Here is an 18966-nt window from a genome sequence, read left to right on the forward strand (position 1 = left end):
GTCCCCTCAGTTTCTTCAGCTACACCCACTCGTTGCGCCGCAGGTGTTGCACTTCATGCAGGTGCCGTTGCGCACCAGCGTGTAGTTGCCGCATTCGCCGCAGGGATCGCCCTCATAGCCCTGCATCTTGGCTTTGGTACGAGCATCCATGCTGACCATGCCGGTGCTGAGCGCGGTTTCGCCCCCGGTTTCCGGGACCAGCGTGCTCAGCGCCTGAGCGGGGTCCATCGCGCCGTCCAACGCAACGCCGCCCATGGTCTGGCCACCGTTCAGCACCACCAGTTCCTGCGGCAGACGTTTGCGCAGATAGCCGGTCGAGCTGATCTGTTTCAGCACCTCCAGTGATTTCGAGGCCGCGGTTTCGCTGATCTCGGTGACGTTGGACACGCCCTCTTCCTCGCCCCGGCCCAGATCGTCAAAGCTCGCGCCTTCGGGTTTCACATGGGCCAGATCGGTGCGGTCCAGATAAGACACGGCAAGTTCGCGGAAGATATAGTCGAGGATCGACGTGGCATTCTTGATGCTGTCATTGCCCTGCACCATGCCCGCCGGTTCGAACTTGGTGAAGGTGAAGGCATCGACGAACTCCTCCAGCGGCACGCCATATTGCAGACCGACCGAGACCGCGATGGCGAAGTTGTTCATCATCGCCCGGAAGCCCGCGCCTTCCTTGTGCATGTCGATGAAGATTTCGCCCAGATTGCCATCCTCGTATTCGCCGGTGCGCAGATAGACCTTGTGGCCGCCCACGATGGCTTTCTGGGTATAGCCTTTGCGGCGTTCAGGCATCTTTTCGCGATGGGATTTGACGACCTCCTTGACCACCACCTTTTCGATGATCTTCTCGGCCAGAACAGCAGCCTTTTCCTGGGTCGAGCCGCTTTCCAGCACCTCTGCCGCCTCGTCGTCATCCTCGACCAGCGCCGCCGCCAGCGGCTGGCTCAGCTTCGAGCCGTCGCGATAAAGCGCGTTGGCTTTGATGCCCAGCGACCAGCTCAGTTCATAGGCCTTCTGGCAATCTTCGATGGTGGCGTCATTGGGCATGTTGATCGTTTTGGAGATCGCGCCCGAGATGAAGCTTTGCGCCGCCGCCATCATGGTGATGTGGCTGTCGACCGACAGGAACCGCTTGCCCTTCTTTCCGCAGGGGTTGGCGCAGTCGAAGATGCCGTAATGCTCTTCGCTCAGATGCGGCGCGCCTTCCAGCGTCATGGTTCCGCAGACATGGTCGTTGGCCGCGTCGATATCCGCCTTGGAGAAGCCCAGATGCCGCAGCAGGTCGAAGGTGGGATCGTTCAGCTTGGCCGCCGGGATGCCCAGTACACCGGTGCAGAAATCCTCGCCCAGCGTCCACTGGTTGAAGACGAAGCGGATGTCGAAGGCCGAGGCCAGTGCCGCATCCACCTTGGCCAGTTCATTGGCCCCGAAGCCATGCCCCGCCAGCGAGGTGTGGTTGATACCGGGCGCGTTGCCGATGGTGCCGTGACCCACCGCGTAAGACACGATTTCCTCGATCTGGGCGCTGGAATAACCCAGCTTTTCCAGCGAGGCGGGCACCGAGCGGTTGATGATCTTGAAATAGCCACCGCCTGCGAGCTTCTTGAACTTCACCAGCGCGAAGTCCGGCTCGATGCCCGTGGTGTCACAATCCATCACCAGACCGATGGTGCCGGTGGGCGCGATGACAGTGGCCTGCGCGTTGCGATAGCCGTTCTTTTCGCCAAGGCTCAGCGCCTCGTCCCAGGCGGTCATGGCCAGTTGCACCAGACGCGGATCGGGACAGTTGTTGTGATCCATCGGCACCGGCTTGACGCTCAGCTTTTCATAGCCGTTCACCGCGCCATGGGCGGCGTTGCGGTGGTTGCGGATGACGCGCAGCATATGCTCGGCATTGCGCTCATAGCCTGCAAATGGCCCCAGTTCCCCGGCGATCTCGGCCGAGGTGGCATAGGCCACGCCGGTCATGATCGCGGTCAGCGAGCCACAAAGCGCCCGGCCTTCGTCGCTGTCATAGGAATAGCCCATGTTCATCAGCAAACCGCCAATATTGGCATAGCCCAGACCCAGCGTGCGGAAGTCATAAGACAGCTGCGCGATTTCCTTGGACGGGAACTGCGCCATGGTCACGCTGACCTCCAGCGTCAGGGTCCAAAGGCGGGTTGCGTGCATGTAGCCCTCGGCCTGGAACTCGCCATCCTTGAGGAAGGTCAGCAGGTTCATCGAGGCCAGGTTGCAGGCGGTGTCGTCCAGGAACATGTATTCCGAACAGGGGTTTGAGCCGCGAATCTCACCATCTGTCGGGCAGGTATGCCAGTCATTGACGGTGTCGTGGTACTGAATGCCCGGATCGGCGCAGGCCCAGGCCGCATGACCGACCTTTTCCCACAGATCGCGCGCCTTGACGGTCTTGGCTACCTTGCCATCGACGCGGTTGATCAACTCCCAATCGGCGTCCTTTTCGACCGCGGTCAGGAAGGCGTTGGTCACCCGAATCGAGTTGTTCGAGTTCTGGCCCGAGACCGAGTTATAGGCCTCGGAGTCCCAATCCGTGTCATAGGTCGGGAATTCAATGCTGGTATGGCCCTGCTTGGCATAATCCAGCACGCGTTTGATATAGGTCTCAGGCACGGCCACGTTTTTGGCTTCGCGCACAGCGGCTTTCAGGCCGTCATTGACCTTGGGGTCATAGGCGTCGGCTTCCGCTCCGTCCCAAGCGCGGATGGCCTCGAAAATGCCGTTCAGCATCTTCTCGTGCATCTTCGATCCGGCAACGATCGAGGCCACCTTTTGCTCTTCGAGGACCTTCCAGTCGATGAACGCCTCGATATCGGGGTGATCGGCATCCACGATCACCATCTTCGCTGCCCGACGGGTTGTCCCGCCTGATTTGATCGCGCCCGCAGCACGATCGCCGATTTTCAGAAAACCCATCAGGCCAGAGGACTTTCCGCCCCCCGACAGCGGTTCACCTTCGCCGCGCAAGTGGCTGAAATTGGTACCGGTTCCCGAGCCGTACTTGAACAACCGTGCCTCGCGCACCCAGAGATCCATGATGCCGCCGTCATTGACCAGATCGTCATCGACAGACTGGATAAAGCAGGCATGAGGCTGGGGATGCTCATAGGCCGATTTCGACTTGGTCAGCTTGCCGGTCTTGTGATCGACATAGTGATGCCCCTGCGCCGGGCCGTCGATGCCATAGGCCCAGTGCAGACCGGTGTTGAACCATTGCGGCGAGTTGGGGGCTGCGCGTTGAGTGGCGAGCATGAACCGCATTTCGTCGTAATAGGCCTGCGCGTCTTCTTCGGTCGAGAAATAGCCGCCCTTCCAGCCCCAATAGGTCCAGGCACCGGCAAGACGATCAAACACCTGCTTGGAGGAGGTCTCGCCGCCAAATTCGGCATCATCAGTAGGAACGGAGCGCCACAGGAATTCGGGCACATCCTTTTCACGGACCTTTTTCAGTGCCGAGGGGACACCGGCCTTGCGGAAATATTTCTGCGCGATCACGTCGCTGGCGACCTGGCTCCAGGAGGACGGAATCTCGATATCGTCCAGCCGGAACACGATGGTGCCATCGGGGTTGCGGATTTCAGAGGTCGCCGACACGAAATCCAGCTCTGCATAGGCGTCCTGTCCAGCCTTGGTAAATCTTCTCTCAATTTTCATTCGGCAACCCCGGTTTATCCGCATTTCTTATGTCGGGTCAGCGACCCAAATCCTCCCGGTCCGAGACCGGTCGCCAAAAAACGGGACAAAGCACCCCGGCACCGCATTCCTGACGGTGCAAACGCGATCAGGTCGCGTGTTGCATGATGAATTGGTATTCTGTCCCGCCCGCTTTGCTGCCTCGGTATTCCCTACCATATTTAGTGGCTGCGCCGCTGGCCTACACAACTTGGCGTATGTAGTCATATATCGTCAACGGAATTTTTGCCCCAAAAGCCAACTATTTTCTGTTGACCGTCAGGTAAGGAATTTCCGCGTTAGGCGGGCAGACGATTCCTCCACACCCCCAACCGCCGAACTTAACGGGGTGCGGCATAGGATTATTCCTTAAATTCCAGATCATTACCCATGAATGCGTCCCAAAGAACACAAAGATTAACACTTCCGTTTTTCGAAATTATCCCCATCGTAACTGTTACCATTTTGCCCTAGTCTTGGTCTCAGACCGGGACAAAACGTAAATCGGAACAGCACGTGAAGCACTTCGGAATATCCGCCCTACTGATCCTGCTGGCCGCCTGCGCACCCCAAGATGTTGTGCCTGGCAAAAGCTCAGCCCGGTTCAACGAGTATCCGACACAGCTTTTCGACATTTTCGAACTGGCTTGCGACGGGCCCGCCTATACGTTCAATCGGCCAGGAAAAGACGTCTATGAGTGCCGCGAGTTGCTGCCCCCGCCCGAGGCTGCGGCCACGATTTTGGCCTATGACGGCTATCCCGAAGACCTGCCGCAACTGGTGATCCGGTTCAGCGCCTCACAATCCGCGCCGGGATATGTGGTGGATGCGGAACTGTTTCTGAATGTGCCGCAGAAAGAGGGGCTGGCGCAGCGCGTGGTGCCCGGTGATCCGCGAATCAACCGCAAGATGTCCAGCCTGCTGCGTATGGCGGGCGGCGTCCCGATCACCCCTGATGCGCCGGCAGACCCCGGTTAACGCATCCTGCTCTTGGTGTGGCATGCGCGACGCGCTGCTCATCTGTCTTTAGGCGTAGTTTGCTCTGGAACCCCATTGATTGCGTGCGAGGCTCACAGTTGAGGCACTTCGGGCGTCAGGCAGGAAGCAGGCGTTCAGGTTTGGGGAGAAACACCCTAGCAGGACCAGGCGGCCGGACCATCGGAAAAAACCTCGTGCCGCAGCACGCTTCCCGGCGCGATTCCATATTTCCTCGCCAGCCCACCATTGATTTCCAACACGGAAAACACACCTGTGCCGCCATCTATCGCTGTCAGATCGCCGGGAATCGCCTGATGATGCACATGGGTCACGGTTCCGGTGGCATCGACAAAGATCATGTCGAGCGGGATCAGCGTATTCTTCATCCAGAAGGAGGCCCGCTGAGGCTGCTCATAGACAAAGAGCATCCCGGCGCGCGGCGGCAGGCTTTCGCGGAACATCAACCCGCGCGAGCGTTCCTGCGGGGTGTCGGCGAGTTCAACCTGAAACCGCAGTTCCGAGCCGTCGCTACGCAGCTGAACCACATCCTCCCGGCAGGCTTCCGCCCAAGCCGAAAACCCCGAGATCATCATGAGGGATAGGGATGCAAGCAGCGCCTTGAGCGGGGTCACTGGCCACCCTTGGTGGAAATCGCGGTTTCCCAGGCCAGCACCTCAGCCGCCATGCGGCCCCGCTTGCCGTCGATCACCCGCATGGCGATCGCCTCTCCTGGTTGCAGGTCGGCAAGGCCCGACTGGCGCAGCACTTCAATATGCAGGAATACATCCTCGCCCCGACCGAAGATATTGGCAAAGCCAAACCCCTTGCCCTTGTCGAACCATTTCACCCGCGCGGGCTCCATCGGTGTTTCCTGAATGATGCCGGTATCGAGATGCTCGAAATCCGACAGCACCAGCGTGTCATCCCGTTCGGGTGGCGCGATGGAAAGCACCTCAACCGCCTGAACGCCGCGGTCGGTGCGATGAGTCATGATCTCGATCGCCGCGCCGTCAGCGACAGAGCTTTGCCCGAAATTCCGCAGCACATTCACGTGCAGCAGAATATCCGGCCCACCTGAGTCAGAGACGACGAACCCATATCCCTTGGCCGGGTCGAACCACTTCACCCGACCACGTATGTGGGACATCCCGCCTAGATCTTCTGCCACAGAGCGTTCCATAGTTAAGAGAGAATTAACATTCGTGTTAAGATTTGCAGGATTCTACCCTCCGGATTCAAGTTAAAAAACAAAAGAGCGTACATATTTGTGCATTTACCGTCATATTCGTCTCATGGGTTGAGCCGTTCTATCTTCCAATCTTTGTCCGTGCCTTCGCGCCGCCAGACAAACCTGTCATGCAGACGAAACGCGCCATCGGCCCAAAACTCTATCTGGCTGGGAATGATCCGGTAGCCCCCCCAGAACGGTGGTCGCGGCGGGTTCGGACCCAGCCTTGCCGTCACTTTTGCCACCTCGGCCATCAATGCCGCGCGACTTTCAAGTGGCTGCGACTGCCGTGATGCCCAGGCCCCCAATCGGCTTTTGAGCGATCGCGACGCATAGTATTCATCCGCAAGCGGCCCATCCTCGCGGCTGACTGCCCCCCGCACACGGATCTGCCGCCGCAGCGATTTCCAGTGTAGCACAAAGGCGGCCTTGCCTGCACCGTCAAGTTCGTGGGCCTTGGCGCTCCCGTAGTTGGTGTAAAAGACAAAAGCCGCTGGCTCGATCTCTTTCAGCAGAACCATGCGCACATCAGGCAGCCCGTCTGAATCAACCGTAGCGAGTGCGATGGCATTTGCATCATTTGGTTCTGAGGTTTCGGCCTCGGCCAGCCACTGGCGCGCAAGCGCAAAGGGATCTTCCCCCGCAAAAATGCTGCCCCGCTCACTCATTGTCTTCTCCGATACGATCCCGTTTTGAACCCTAAGCGCAGTTGTGCCTATCAGCAAGCACGCGTCGCACTTGATGCCCAAAGGTCAATGGCCTAAACCACAAGGTCATAACGACAGGCGGAGAACCGAACATGTCAAATCAGTTGATGGCCGGAAAACGCGGCCTCATCATGGGACTGGCGAATGACAAATCCATAGCATGGGGCATTGCACGCGCGCTGTCCGAGGCAGGCGCAGAATTGGCTTTTTCCTATCAGGGCGATGCGCTGAAAAAGCGAGTCGATCCGCTCGCCGCGCAATTGGGCAGTGACATCGTTCTGCCCTGCGATGTCGGCGACGAAAGCTCGATAGACGCGCTGTTTGACGCGCTGTCAGAGCGCTGGGGCAAGCTTGACTTTGTTGTTCATGCGATTGGTTTTTCTGACAAAAACGAGCTGCGCGGTCGCTACGTCGATACCAGCCGGGCGAATTTCAAACTGACCATGGATATCTCGGTCTATTCTTTCACCGCTGTGATGCAGCGCGCCGAGAAACTGATGACCGATGGCGGCAGCGCCGTCACCCTCACCTATTACGGCGCCGAGCAGGTGATGCCGCATTATAATGTGATGGGTGTGGCCAAGGCCGCGCTTGAGGCGTCGGTGAAGTATCTTTCCGAAGATCTGGGCAAGGACAATATCCGCGTCAACTCGATCTCGGCGGGACCGATCAAGACACTGGCGGCCAGCGGTATCGGTGATTTCCGTTACATCATGAAATGGAATGAGCACAACTCGCCCCTGCGCCGCAATGTCAGCATCGATGATGTCGGCAATTCCGCGCTCTACCTGCTCAGCGATCTGAGCTCGGGCGTGACAGGAGAGAACCTGCATGTGGATGCGGGCTATCACGTGGTCGGCATGAAGGCGGTCGACGCGCCGGATATCGAAAAGAGCTGACCCGGAATGGGCTGGGAACATCTGGTTGCCTTCAACCTGACGCTGCTGGCGGCTATCCTCAGCCCCGGACCGGCCATGCTGTATTTCGTGCGCCAGACCCTTAGCCAGGGGCGGCGCACAGGAATCTATGCGGTTCTGGGGCTGGGCAGCATGGCGGTCTGCTGGACCATAACGGCGCTCTTGGGGCTGGATGCGGTGTTCCGTCTCTTTCCTTGGGCTTATGCGATTTTCAAGGCCGCCGGTGCGCTCTACCTGATCTATCTCGCCTGCAAGACATGGCGCGCGGCGCGCGATCCGCTGGGGGAGATGCAAGTTGCCCCTGCCCGCGCCTTTCTGGGCGGCGTTCTGGTCAATCTGGCCAATCCGAAATCCATACTCTTTGCCGCCGCGCTGCTGGTGGTGATCTTTCCGCCCGGCCTGACGCTGGCTGACAAGGCGGTGATCGTGCTCAATCACCTGATGGTCGAGTGGCTGGTGGGCGGCGTTCTGGTCCTGCTGCTCTCGACAGGGCGGGCCCGTCAGGGCTATCTGCGCGCAAAACCAATGCTGGACCGGATCGCGGCGGGAATCATGGGCCTTCTCGGCCTGCGTCTGCTGCTCAGCCGCTAATATGAGGAACATCCGATGACCGACCGCCTGCCCCATGAAAAAGGCTTTCACATCAGCTGGGATCAGATTCACCGCGACGCGCGGGCGCTGGCCTGGCGGCTGGATGGGCAAGGCCCCGATGATGGCGGCTGGCGCGCGGTGGTGGCGATCACCCGTGGTGGCATGGCCCCGGCGATGATCGTCAGCCGCGAACTGGACATTCGCACCGTCGACACGATCAGCGTCCACTCCTACCACCATCAGGATCAGGGCGAGGCGGAAGTGTTGAAGTCCCCCGACAAGGATCTGATGGGCGATGGTGAGGGCATCCTGATCATTGACGATCTGGTCGATAGCGGCAAGACCCTGGAACTGGTGCGCACGCTCTATCCCAAGGCGCATTTTGCCACCGTCTATGCCAAGCCGCAGGGCCGCCCGACCGTGGACACGTTCATCACCGAGGTCAGCCAGGACACCTGGATATTCTTCCCATGGGATATGGCCCTGCAATATGTCGAGCCCTATCGCGGCACAGATTGAGCATCCCCATGACCCAGACCCGCACCGCCACGACCTTTGCGCCCCCTGTAATGGAGGCGCGGCGCTGGCTCGAAGGCGTTGAGTTTCCGCCGGAACGCCCCTTGATCAATGTCAGTCAGGCCGCGCCAGTTGATCCGCCGCCCGAAGCCTTGCGCAAGGCGATTGCGGAATTTACCGTCACCGAGGACGCGGCGCATCTCTACGGACCCGTACTGGGCAACCCGGCGTTGCGGGCGGCACTGGCCCGCGAGATTTCGGAGCATTACGACGGGCAGGTCGGTGCAGAACAAGTAGCTATCACCTCGGGCTGCAATCAGGCCTTTGCCGCCAGCATCGCCGCGATCACAGGCGAAGGGGATGAGGTCATCCTGCCAACGCCATGGTATTTTAACCACAAAATGTGGCTGGACATGGCGGGTGTAACGGCGGTGCCGCTGGCCACTGGCGACGGGTTGCTGCCAGACCCGGATGCGGCCCGCGCCTTGATCACTGATAAGACTCGCGCCATCGCGCTGGTCACCCCGAACAACCCCGGCGGTGCGGAATACCCCGCCGATCTGGTCCGCGCCTTCTATGATCTCGCCGCAGAGACAGGCCTGCGCCTGCTGGTTGACGAGACCTATCGTGACTTTGACAGCCGCGACGGCGCGCCGCACGGGTTGATGGGACTGCCCGAATGGGACGAGACGCTGGTGCATCTCTATTCCTTTTCGAAAGCCTACCGCCTGACCGGGCACCGCGTCGGCGCGCTGGCAAGTAGCCCGGCGCTGCTGGCTGAGATTGAGAAATTTCTGGACACGGTCGCCATCTGCCCCGGTCAGATCGGGCAATATGCGGCGCTCTGGGGGATGCAGAACCTGCGGCAATGGCTGGCGGGTGAGCGGCATGAAATCCTCGACCGCCGCGCCGCGATCACCGAAAATCTGCCCCGGCTTGAAGAACGCGGCTGGCGGCTGCTGGGGCTGGGGGCCTATTTCGCCTATTTCGAGCACCCGTTTGACATCCCATCGGACGAACTCGCACCGCGCCTTGTTAAAGAGTCAGGCATTCTGCTGCTGCCCGGCACCATGTTCATGCCCGAGGGCGACCCGGCGGGCCTCAAGCAGCTGCGCATCGCTTTCGCCAATCTCGATCGCGCAGGCATCGGGAAACTCTTCGACCGGTTGGCGAATCTGCCCTTCTGAACTTGCCCCCCGCCAGCGCCCGTCGTAGACAGTGCGGCAAGTCAAAATTCCGGTCTGAACCGGAGGTGAGGGAGCGCCATGGCCGCAGTCGCCAAGAAGATGTCGAAAACGTTTGTGTGGATCCTGATGGGTCTGCTGATGGTGGGTCTTGCCGGGTTCGGCGCGGTCGACATGATGGGCTCTGCCCGGACCGTTGCGACGGTCGGCGACGAGACCATCAGCGTCGACGAATATTACCGCGAATTACAACGTGAAATCAGCGCGTTGCAGCAACAGACCGGGCAAGGTCTGACCCCGGCGCAAGCGCGCGAGCTGGGTCTGGATCAACTGGCCCTGTCGCGGCTGGTTGCGCTGGCCGCGCTGGATCACGAGGTGGCACAGCTGGGCGTATCGCTTGGGGACGAAAACCTGCAGCAGGAGATCGTGGAAATTCCTGCCTTTCAGGGCGTGAATGGCGGCTTTGACCGCGAAGCCTATCGCTTTGCCGTTGAGCAGGCGGGCCTGAGCGAATCCGAATTCGAGGACAATCTGCGTAAGGAATCCGCCCGCACGCTGGTACAAAGCGCGCTGGTCTCGGGCGTTTCGATGCCCGACACCTTTGCCCAGACCATGACCGATTATGTGGGCGCGCGGCGTAGCTTCACCGTCGCCACGCTTGGGGCCGACCAGTTGCAGACCCAGGTTAGCACCCCCACCGACACACAGATATCGGACTATTATGAGGCCAATATCGATCAGTTCACCCTGCCCCGCACCAAGCGCGTGACCTATGCTCTGCTCTCGCCCGAAGCGATGCTGGATGAGGTCGAGGTTGATGAAGAGTCGATCCGCAATCTTTATGAGACGCGCGAGGCCGAGTTCAACCAGCCTGCGCGCCGTCTTGTGGAGCGTCTGGTTTTCTCTGATGACGAGGCCGCGCAATCGGCGCTGGCGCAGATCGAAGTGAATGGCACAACCTTTGAAAAACTGGTCGAGGATCGCGGCCTGACGATGGTCGATGTGGATCTGGGCGATCTGTCCGCCGCTGAACTGGGGGATGCCGCCGACGGGATCTTTGCCGCCGAAATCGGCGCGGTGGTCGGGCCCCTGCCCTCGGATCTGGGACCGGCGCTCTATCGTATCAACGGCACGCTTGAGGCGCGCGAAACCCCGTTCGAAGAGGTTGAGTCTGAGCTGCGCGACGAGCTGGCCGCCGCCCGCGCCCGCCGCCTGCTGGAAGGCGAGGTCGAAAACCTCAACGATCTGCTGGCGGGTGGTGCCACCCTGGAAGAGCTGCGCGATGAGGCCGGGACGGAAGTTGGCCAGATCGACTGGACTGAGGAGAGTTCAGACGGTGTGGCCGCGTATGACGGCTTCCGCGCTGCCGCGTCCAACGTGCAAGAGGGCGATTTCCCCGAGATCGACTTTCTCGAAGACGGCTCGCTTTTTGCCCTGCGTCTGGACGAAGTGCTTGAGCCGCGCCCCGAACCGCTGGAGCAATCTCGCGAGAGCGTGATCGCCGCCTGGCAGCAGGCTGAAACCGAGGCGGCGCTTGCCGAAATGGCGCAAGCGACGGCGGATCAGCTGGAAGCGGATGGCGATTTCACCGCCACTGGCCTGCCCGTACGCGTCGAAAACGGCCTGACCCGCACCGCCTTTCTGGAGGGCACGCCCCCCGACTTCATGACCCAGGTCTTTGAGATGGAGCCGGGCGAGCTGCGGGTGATCTCTGGCCCCGGTCAGGCGCAGATCGTGCGTCTGGACGAGGTGTTGCCGCCGGAAGAGACCGACGAGTTGAACCAGATGCGCCAGGCATTGGGCGCGCAGATGGACCAGACCCTGGCCCAGAACCTCTTTGACGCATTTGTGCGCGACGCCCAGACCCGCAGCCGCCCGACGGTGGACCAGCAGGCGCTGACGGCGGTGCACGCGAATTTCTAGGGCAACGCAGATGGCCGTCGTCCCCGAATACGAAGCCTTCGCTCGCGCCTATGAGGCAGGCGAAAACCAGGTGGTCTATGCCCGGCTTGCCGCCGATCTGGACACGCCCGTTTCGCTGATGCTGAAGCTGACCGGCGCACAGAAAGATGCGTTCATCTTGGAATCGGTGACCGGCGGTGAGGTGCGCGGGCGTTATTCGATCATAGGCATGAAGCCCGACCTGATCTGGCGCTGTCATGGCGAGGCCTCATCGATCAACCGCTCAGCCCGGTTCGACCCTGACGCCTTTGTTGCCCAGGACGGCAATCCGATGGACACGTTGCGCGCGCTGCTGGCAGAAAGCCGGATAGACCTGCCCGATGACATGCCACAGGCCGCAGCGGGCCTGTTCGGCTATCTCGGCTATGACATGATCCGCCTGGTCGAGCATCTGCCAAATGTAAACCCCGACCCGCTGGGCCTGCCCGACGCGGTGATGATGCGCCCCTCGATCGTGGCAGTGCTGGATGGCGTCAAAGGCGAGGTCACGGTGGTTTCCCCTGCCTGGGTCAGCGAGGGTCAATCAGCGCGCGCGGCCTATGCACAGGCGGCTGAGCGGGTGATGGATGCCGTGCGCGATCTGGAACGCGCCATGCCCAGCGAAAGCCGCGATCTGGGTCAGGCGCATGAGGTCGCGCCACCAGTGTCGAATTTCACCAAGCAGGGCTATCTGGACGCGGTTGAGAAGGCCAAGGAATATATCCGCGCCGGTGATATCTTTCAGGTCGTTCCGGCGCAGCGCTGGACGCAGGACTTCCCGCAGCCACCCTTCGCGCTTTATCGCTCGCTGCGACGCACCAACCCCTCGCCCTTCATGTTCTATTTCAACTTCGGCGGCTTCCAGGTGGTGGGCGCAAGCCCCGAGATCTTGGTGCGGGTCTTTGGTGATGAGGTCACGATCCGCCCCATCGCAGGCACGCGGCCCCGCGGTGCGACGCCGGAAGAGGATCGCGCCCATGAGGTCGACCTGCTCGCCGACCAGAAGGAACTTGCCGAACATCTCATGCTGCTCGATCTGGGCCGCAACGATTGCGGGCGCGTGGCCAAGATCGGCACCGTGCGCCCGACCGAGCAGTTCATCATCGAACGCTACAGCCACGTCATGCATATCGTGTCAAACGTGGTGGGTGAGCTGGAGGAAAGCAAAGACGCGCTGGATGCGTTCTTTGCCGGGATGCCCGCAGGCACCGTGTCAGGCGCGCCCAAGGTGCGCGCGATGGAGATCATCGATGAGCTGGAGCCGGAAAAGCGCGGCATTTATGGCGGCGGGGTGGGCTATTTCTCCTCGGGTGGCGACATGGATATCTGTATCGCGCTGCGCACCGCGATCGTGAAGGATCGCAAGCTTTATATCCAGGCCGGGGGCGGCGTGGTCTATGATAGCGACCCCGAGGCCGAGTTCATGGAGACCGTCCATAAATCCAACGCCATCCGCCGGGCGGCTGAGGACGCAGCGCGTTTTACCGGCGGCGGTAACGGCTAGGAGCCGACCGCCGCTTCGGGATCACTCAGCATCTTGCGTCAGGACAGCCGAGACCGGGGCCAAGGCCACCCGGCTGGCGCGGTCCTGCAAGCCCCAGAGCAGCAGCGCTGATACCGTGTCGGGACGCACCCGTCCCAGCATCACGACGGCCCCTTCCTGCCCGGCTCGGAACGCGGCCTGATCGAGGAAGCGCCGCATCACCGTGGGCGTCTGGCCCGCCCCGTCAAAATCGCGGAACACCACGGTCGAGGGCACGCCCTCGCGCGCGGCGAGTTTCTGCACCGTGTTCAGGCCCTTGCCCTGAGTGATCAACCCCCGCCCCGTGCCACCCGCAATCGCGGTGATCTGATCCGAGAGCGGACGGTTGCCCTGAATACCGGTGCGTGTGCCTTCCAGAATCGCCACCGTTTCAGGTACGGCCTCCATCCAGACCGACAGCGACACTTCGGCATCCTGCGCGGTGGCGGCCAGCGGCATATCCGTCAGCATCACCACCTCGAACCCTGCGGCGCGGTGGCCCGCCATTTTCTCGGCGGCATCAGGCTTGGTCGGATCGACCGCAAAGGTCAGCGGATAAGGAAACTCGCGCAACGCCTCGACACCCAGAGCGGCATCATCATCGATCAGCACGATCGACATCAGCGGCTTTTCTTCTGGGTTATCGAACCCCACCGCATAGGCCGAAATCGGAGGTTCACCACCAAGCTCTCCGACTCCCGGTGCCGACACGGTCTTGTGGCGGTCGGTCAGGGGCACAACCGGCGTGCCGATTCGTGTACTTGGCTCTGATCCGGTACCCTGCCGGACGGGCGGCAGAGCGGCGAGCCGGGGCGAATCACTTTCGGTCTCGGCCGCTTCGGTTTCAACCTCGGGAACCAGCGGCGCTTCGGGCTCAGCGGCGGGCGCTGCAGGTGCAGCCGGGGGCTGTTGCCCTTCCGGTGCCTGTGGGGTGACCAGCGCAGGCGGCGTTGCCTCTGCCAGCACCGACGGCTCTCCGTTGCGGGTGACCACGGGCGGCTCGGCGGGCTCAGGCGCGGGCGGTTCCGGCGCCTCGGTCGACACACTGGGTGTCTCGTCCTGCTCCGGAATTGCCGGAGCCTCAATCGCCGCCGTTTGCGAGACCGGCTTTTCCGCCTCGACCTCCAGTTCAGGGGCCGCGCCCGCTTCGGGGCCGGTCAGACCCGCGGTTGTCTCTGTAATATCTGGCTTGTTTCCCGGTTGCGTATCGGCCCCGGTGCTGGCTGCAATGGTGTCGCTTTCGCTTTCAAGCTCGTCGGGCGCGCGCGGCGCAAGATCGACCAGATCGGCATCCGGACCGGGCTGAGCCACGTCGACCTCTGCCGCCTCCGGTTGCGCGGGCACCGCTGTGGGCGTCTCAGTCGCAACCTCGGGTTGGGGCGAGAGCGGCATCAGCAGCGACGCTCCCACGCTTACACATAGCACAACCGCCGCACCGGCCAGCAGTCCTCCGAAAAATCCGCCCATATCCTTGTCGCCTCTTTCGTGCTCTTCTTATGGTATTGCCCGGCTTGCGCTCTTGACGCTGCGCGGCAAGCCTGAACAAGTATGCCCACACTATACTGCGGCGGGGCGGGTCCTCGCCAGCCCTTAATCAACGAGCTGACATGCTGCTGCTGATCGATAACTACGATTCCTTCACCTACAACCTCGTTCACTATCTGGGCGAGCTTGGGGCCGAGATGGTGGTGCGCCGCAACGACGCGCTGGACGTGCAGGAGGCGATGGGCATGAAGCCGGACGGCATCCTGCTCAGCCCCGGTCCCTGCGACCCGGATCAGGCGGGCATCTGCCTCGCCCTGACCCAAGCCGCTGCCGAAACGAAAACGCCGCTGATGGGTGTCTGCCTGGGCCATCAGACCATCGGTCAGGCCTTTGGCGGCAAGGTGGTGCGCTGTCATGAAATCGTGCACGGCAAGATGGGCATGATGCAGCACAGTGGCAAAGGCCTGTTCGCCGAGTTGCCCTCACCATTTGAGGCAACGCGCTATCACTCGCTGATTGTCGAACGCGAGAGCCTGCCGGACTGTCTTGAGATCACCGCCGAGCTTGAGGATGGCACAATCATGGGTCTGCAGCATCGTGAATTGCCGATGCATGGCGTGCAGTTCCACCCCGAATCCATCGCCTCGGAACACGGCCATGCGCTGCTGCGCAATTTTCTGGATGAGATGAAGGTCCCCGCATGAGTGATGCGCTGAAGCCGCTGATTGATGCGGCCGCCAATGGTCCCCTGTCGCGCGCGCAAGCCGAACAGGCGTTTCAGGTTCTCTTTGAGGGCGAAGCAACGCCCAGCCAGATCGGCGGGTTGCTGATGGCGCTGCGCACGCGAGGCGAGACGGTGGACGAATATGCCGCCGCCGCCGCCGTGATGCGCGCGAAATGCCATGCGGTGTCCGCGCCCGAGGGTGCAATGGACATTGTCGGCACTGGCGGCGATGGCAAGGGCACGCTCAACATCTCGACCGCGACCGCTTTTGTGGTGGCCGGGGCGGATGTGGTGGTGGCCAAGCATGGCAACCGCAATCTCAGCTCGAAATCCGGCGCGGCGGATGCGCTGGGGCAGATGGGCATCAACGTGATGATCGGCGCGGATGTAGCTGAAAAGGCGCTGAAAGAGGCTGGCATCTGCTTCATGATGGCCCCGATGCACCATCCCGCCATCGCCCATGTGATGCCCACCCGGCAAGAGCTCGGCACGCGCACCATCTTCAACATTCTGGGCCCGCTCACCAACCCTGCAGGTGTGAAACGGCAGCTGACCGGCGCGTTTTCCCGCGATCTGATCCGACCCATGGCCGAAACGCTGGGACAGCTCGGGTCCGACCGCGCCTGGCTGGTCCATGGCTCGGACGGCACCGATGAGCTGACCATCACCGGCATCAGTTGGGTCGCGGCCCTTGAGGATGGCGTGGTGAAAGAAGTCGAACTGCATCCCGAAGATGCGGGCCTGCCGGTGCACGATTTCGAAGAGATCGTCGGCGGAACACCGGAAGAGAATGCGCGCGCCTTCAACGCCTTGCTCGATGGCGCGCCCTCGGCCTATCGCGACGCCGTCCTGCTGAACGCGGCCGCTGCGCTGGTGATCGGCGAAAAGGCGAGCGACCTGCGGGAGGGTGTTGAAATCGCGGCGGAAAGCATTGATAGCGGTAAGGCGCGCGAAAAAATCTCGGCCTTGGCCAAAATCACACAGGACGCCTCATGACGGAAACCATTCTGGACAAGATCAAGGCCTATAAGCTGGAAGAGGTTGCAGCCGACAAGGAAGCGACCCCGCTTGAGCGGATGGAGTCGCTGGCCCGCGAGGCACCTGCCGTGCGCCCTTTCCTGACCGCGCTTCGCGAGGCCAAGCGGAATGGCTACGGGCTGATCGCCGAGATCAAGAAGGCCAGCCCGTCCAAAGGTCTGATCCGCGAAGATTTCGATCCGGCGGCGTTGGCCGCAGCTTATGCGGCTGGGGGCGCGACCTGCCTGTCCGTTCTCACCGACACGCCCAGCTTTCAGGGTGCGAAGGCGTATCTGAAACAGGCCCGCGCCGCCTGCGACCTGCCCGTTCTGCGCAAGGATTTCATGTATGACCCCTATCAGGTGGTCGAAGCGCGCGCGCTGGGTGCGGATTGTATCCTGATCATCATGGCCTCGGTCAGCGATGAACAGGCCGCCGAATTGGAAAAGACCGCCCATGACTGGGAAATGAACGTGCTGATCGAGGTGCATGACGCCCATGAGCTTGAGCGCGCCGCCAAGCTGACCAGCCCGCTGATCGGCATCAACAACCGCAACCTGCACACGTTTGAAACCTCGCTCGACACCACGCGCACGCTGTCGAAACTGGTGCCCTCGGATCGCACCATCGTCTGCGAAAGCGGGCTGCACAGCGCCGCCGAACTGGCCGATATCGCCCGCTATGGCGCGCGCTGCTTCCTGATCGGCGAAAGCCTGATGCGCCAGGAGGACGTGGAAAAGGCCACCCGTGAGATGCTGGCCAATCCGCTGGTGCCCGGAGCCATGTGATGGCACTGACCCATTTCGACAGCAAGGGCGATGCCCATATGGTCGATGTCTCGGACAAGGAGATCACCGACCGTATCGCGGTGGCCCAAGGCCACGTGAGTATGCAGCGCGAAACCTTTGATATCATTTCAGAAGGCCGCGCCAAGAAAGGGGATGTTCTGGGTGTCGCCCGTCTGGCGGGCATCATGGGGGCCAAGAAGACCCCCGACCTGATCCCGCTCTGCCATCCGCTGCCGGTCACGAAGGTCGCCGTTGAATTGACGCTGGACCCGGACCTGCCCGGTGTGCAGATCGAGGCCACCGTACGCACCACCGGTCAGACCGGCGTCGAGATGGAGGCGCTGACGGCGGTGTCGACGGCGGCGCTGACGGTCTATGACATGACCAAGGCGGTGGACAAATCCATGCAGATCGGCGGCATTCGCGTTATCCTGAAAGATGGCGGAAAATCAGGCCGCTACGAGGCACAATGATTTCTGTTGACGAGGCCCGCGCCCATCTGTTCGCCCTCGTCTCGCCGCTGGAAGCCGAGACCATCCCACTGGCACAGGCGGCAGGCCGGGTTCTGGCCCGCGATGCGGTCGCGACCCGCGACCAGCCGCCCTTTGCGGCCTCATCGATGGACGGCTATGCGATGAATTCGGCCGAGGTCGAATTGCATGCCATGTTCAAACTCGTCGGCGAAGCCGCTGCGGGCAAACGCTTTTCCGGCGATGTGAAACCGGGTCAGACGGTGCGCATCTTCACCGGTGCCCCGATGCCCGAAGGCACGGATTTTGTCGTCATTCAGGAAAATACCGAACAGCGCGGTGATCTCGTCACGATCACCGATGGTCCGGGCACCAAATCCAATATCCGCCCCGCAGGCGTGGATTTCAAGACCGGAGACCGCCTGACCGCCCCCCGCCGCCTGTCGCCATCCGATGTCGCCCTGCTGGCCGCCATGAACATCGCCGATGTGCCGGTCACCCGTCGCCCGGTTGTTGCCCTGATCTCGAACGGCAACGAGCTGGTGATGCCCGGCGAGATCCCCGGCCCGGATCAGATCATCGCCTCCAACACCTTTGGCCTGAAGGCGCTGTTCCAAGAGGTCGGCGCGCAGGTCCGGATGTTGCCGGTGGCACGTGATACGACACGCTCGCTCACCGCCGCGCTGGAACTGGCGGCGGGTGCCGACTTGGTGATCACCATCGGCGGTGCATCGGTGGGCGATCACGATCTGGTCGAAGAGGTCACCGGCACGCTCGGTATGGAGCGGTCGTTTTACAAGGTGCTGATGCGCCCGGGCAAACCACTGATGGCAGGGCGCCTGGGGAATGCGGCGATGATCGGGCTGCCAGGAAATCCCGTCTCTGCAATGATTTGTGGGCATATCTTCGTGCTGCCCCTGCTGCGCTACATGTTGGGCTTGCCCGACACGCTGCCCCAAATGCGCAAAGCCGTGCTGAGCGCGCCTTTGTCAGAAAACGGCCCGCGTGCGCATTACATGCGCGCCACATTGGACGGAAGTGACATCGCAGCGGCGGAGGACCAGGACAGTTCGCTGCTGAGTGTTCTGGCACGCGCCAATGCGCTGATCCTGCGTCCCCCCAAAGACCCAGCCCGAGCGGTCGGAGAGATAGTCAGCTACATCCCGCTCTGAGCGCCTACGTCAAACGCATTGACACAAAACAGGAACATG

17 protein-coding genes are annotated in these 18966 nt (G+C 61.6%); 12 read left to right on the top strand and 5 right to left on the bottom strand.

All coding sequences use genetic code 11. The annotated features are described in order from the left end of the window. Positions 1-15: 15 nt before the first annotated feature. Positions 16-3669 (bottom strand): vitamin B12-dependent ribonucleotide reductase, encoded by a 3654-nt coding sequence (locus tag Q5Y75_RS04015; RefSeq protein ID WP_306194567.1) that lies wholly within the window; start codon positions 3667-3669, stop codon positions 16-18. A 534-nt stretch (positions 3670-4203) separates the two neighbouring features. Here Q5Y75_RS04015 and Q5Y75_RS04020 point away from each other — a divergent pair. Then, positions 4204-4665, top strand: coding sequence for a hypothetical protein (locus tag Q5Y75_RS04020; protein ID WP_306194568.1), 462 nt, complete (start codon positions 4204-4206; stop codon positions 4663-4665). A gap of 155 nt (positions 4666-4820) precedes the next feature. Here the strand turns inward: Q5Y75_RS04020 and Q5Y75_RS04025 are convergent, their stop codons facing one another. From Q5Y75_RS04025 to pdxH, 3 genes are all read right to left on the bottom strand, one after another. Continuing rightward, positions 4821-5258 (bottom strand): DUF192 domain-containing protein, encoded by a 438-nt coding sequence (locus Q5Y75_RS04025; RefSeq protein WP_306195693.1) that lies wholly within the window; start codon positions 5256-5258, stop codon positions 4821-4823. Between the two features lie 35 nt (positions 5259-5293). After that, positions 5294-5833, bottom strand: a complete 540-nt coding sequence (locus Q5Y75_RS04030) for a cold-shock protein (protein WP_306194570.1) — start codon at positions 5831-5833, stop codon at positions 5294-5296. 122 nt (positions 5834-5955) lie between these two features. After that, positions 5956-6561: a pyridoxamine 5'-phosphate oxidase gene (gene pdxH, locus Q5Y75_RS04035; protein WP_306194572.1), complete on the bottom strand. Its 606-nt coding sequence runs from the start codon at positions 6559-6561 to the stop codon at positions 5956-5958. Positions 6562-6692: 131 nt separating this feature from the next. Between pdxH and fabI the strand changes: the two genes are divergently transcribed. From fabI to trpE, 6 genes are all read left to right on the top strand, one after another. Beyond that, entirely contained in the window at positions 6693-7499 is an 807-nt protein-coding gene (gene fabI, locus Q5Y75_RS04040; RefSeq protein ID WP_306194574.1) for an enoyl-ACP reductase FabI, read from the top strand. A gap of 6 nt (positions 7500-7505) precedes the next feature. Beyond that, entirely contained in the window at positions 7506-8108 is a 603-nt protein-coding gene (locus tag Q5Y75_RS04045) for a LysE family translocator (RefSeq protein WP_306194576.1), read from the top strand. A 15-nt stretch (positions 8109-8123) separates the two neighbouring features. After that, positions 8124-8627 carry a xanthine phosphoribosyltransferase gene (gene gpt / locus Q5Y75_RS04050; protein WP_306194578.1) on the top strand — a complete coding sequence of 168 codons (504 nt, stop codon included), beginning with the start codon at positions 8124-8126 and terminating at the stop codon, positions 8625-8627. A gap of 8 nt (positions 8628-8635) precedes the next feature. Next, positions 8636-9811 (top strand): aminotransferase, encoded by a 1176-nt coding sequence (locus tag Q5Y75_RS04055; RefSeq protein ID WP_306194580.1) that lies wholly within the window; start codon positions 8636-8638, stop codon positions 9809-9811. A gap of 78 nt (positions 9812-9889) precedes the next feature. After that, complete coding sequence (locus Q5Y75_RS04060; RefSeq protein WP_306194581.1) at positions 9890-11731, top strand: peptidyl-prolyl cis-trans isomerase; 1842 nt, start codon at positions 9890-9892, stop codon at positions 11729-11731. Between the two features lie 10 nt (positions 11732-11741). Then, a complete protein-coding gene (trpE, locus tag Q5Y75_RS04065; RefSeq protein ID WP_306194583.1) occupies positions 11742-13253 on the top strand; it encodes an anthranilate synthase component I in 1512 nt (503 codons plus the stop codon). Between the two features lie 21 nt (positions 13254-13274). Here trpE and Q5Y75_RS04070 read toward each other — a convergent pair whose 3' ends face one another. Further along, a complete protein-coding gene (locus Q5Y75_RS04070; RefSeq protein WP_306194584.1) occupies positions 13275-14738 on the bottom strand; it encodes a divergent polysaccharide deacetylase family protein in 1464 nt (487 codons plus the stop codon). A 140-nt stretch (positions 14739-14878) separates the two neighbouring features. Between Q5Y75_RS04070 and Q5Y75_RS04075 the strand changes: the two genes are divergently transcribed. The 5 genes from Q5Y75_RS04075 to Q5Y75_RS04095 are packed head-to-tail and all read left to right on the top strand — an operon-like array spanning position 14879 to position 18927. Beyond that, the gene (locus tag Q5Y75_RS04075; protein ID WP_306194585.1) at positions 14879-15460 is read left to right on the top strand and encodes an anthranilate synthase component II; all 582 of its coding nucleotides are present in this window, start codon (positions 14879-14881) and stop codon (positions 15458-15460) included. Beyond that, positions 15457-16476: an anthranilate phosphoribosyltransferase gene (gene trpD / locus Q5Y75_RS04080; protein WP_306194587.1), complete on the top strand. Its 1020-nt coding sequence runs from the start codon at positions 15457-15459 to the stop codon at positions 16474-16476. Before Q5Y75_RS04075 ends, trpD begins: the two co-directional genes overlap by 4 nt. Then, entirely contained in the window at positions 16473-17285 is an 813-nt protein-coding gene (gene trpC, locus Q5Y75_RS04085) for an indole-3-glycerol phosphate synthase TrpC (RefSeq protein ID WP_306194590.1), read from the top strand. The genes trpD and trpC overlap by 4 nt, the downstream gene beginning before the upstream one ends. Next, on the top strand, positions 17285-17758 hold the full coding sequence (gene moaC / locus Q5Y75_RS04090; protein ID WP_306194592.1) for a cyclic pyranopterin monophosphate synthase MoaC: 474 nt from the start codon (positions 17285-17287) through the stop codon (positions 17756-17758). Before trpC ends, moaC begins: the two co-directional genes overlap by 1 nt. Beyond that, the gene (locus Q5Y75_RS04095; RefSeq protein WP_306194594.1) at positions 17755-18927 is read left to right on the top strand and encodes a molybdopterin molybdotransferase MoeA; all 1173 of its coding nucleotides are present in this window, start codon (positions 17755-17757) and stop codon (positions 18925-18927) included. The genes moaC and Q5Y75_RS04095 overlap by 4 nt, the downstream gene beginning before the upstream one ends. Positions 18928-18966: the final 39 nt, after the last annotated feature.

The sequence above is a fragment of the Ruegeria discodermiae genome (genome assembly GCF_030758345.1).
In the GTDB taxonomy this organism is placed as follows: domain Bacteria; phylum Pseudomonadota; class Alphaproteobacteria; order Rhodobacterales; family Rhodobacteraceae; genus Ruegeria_C.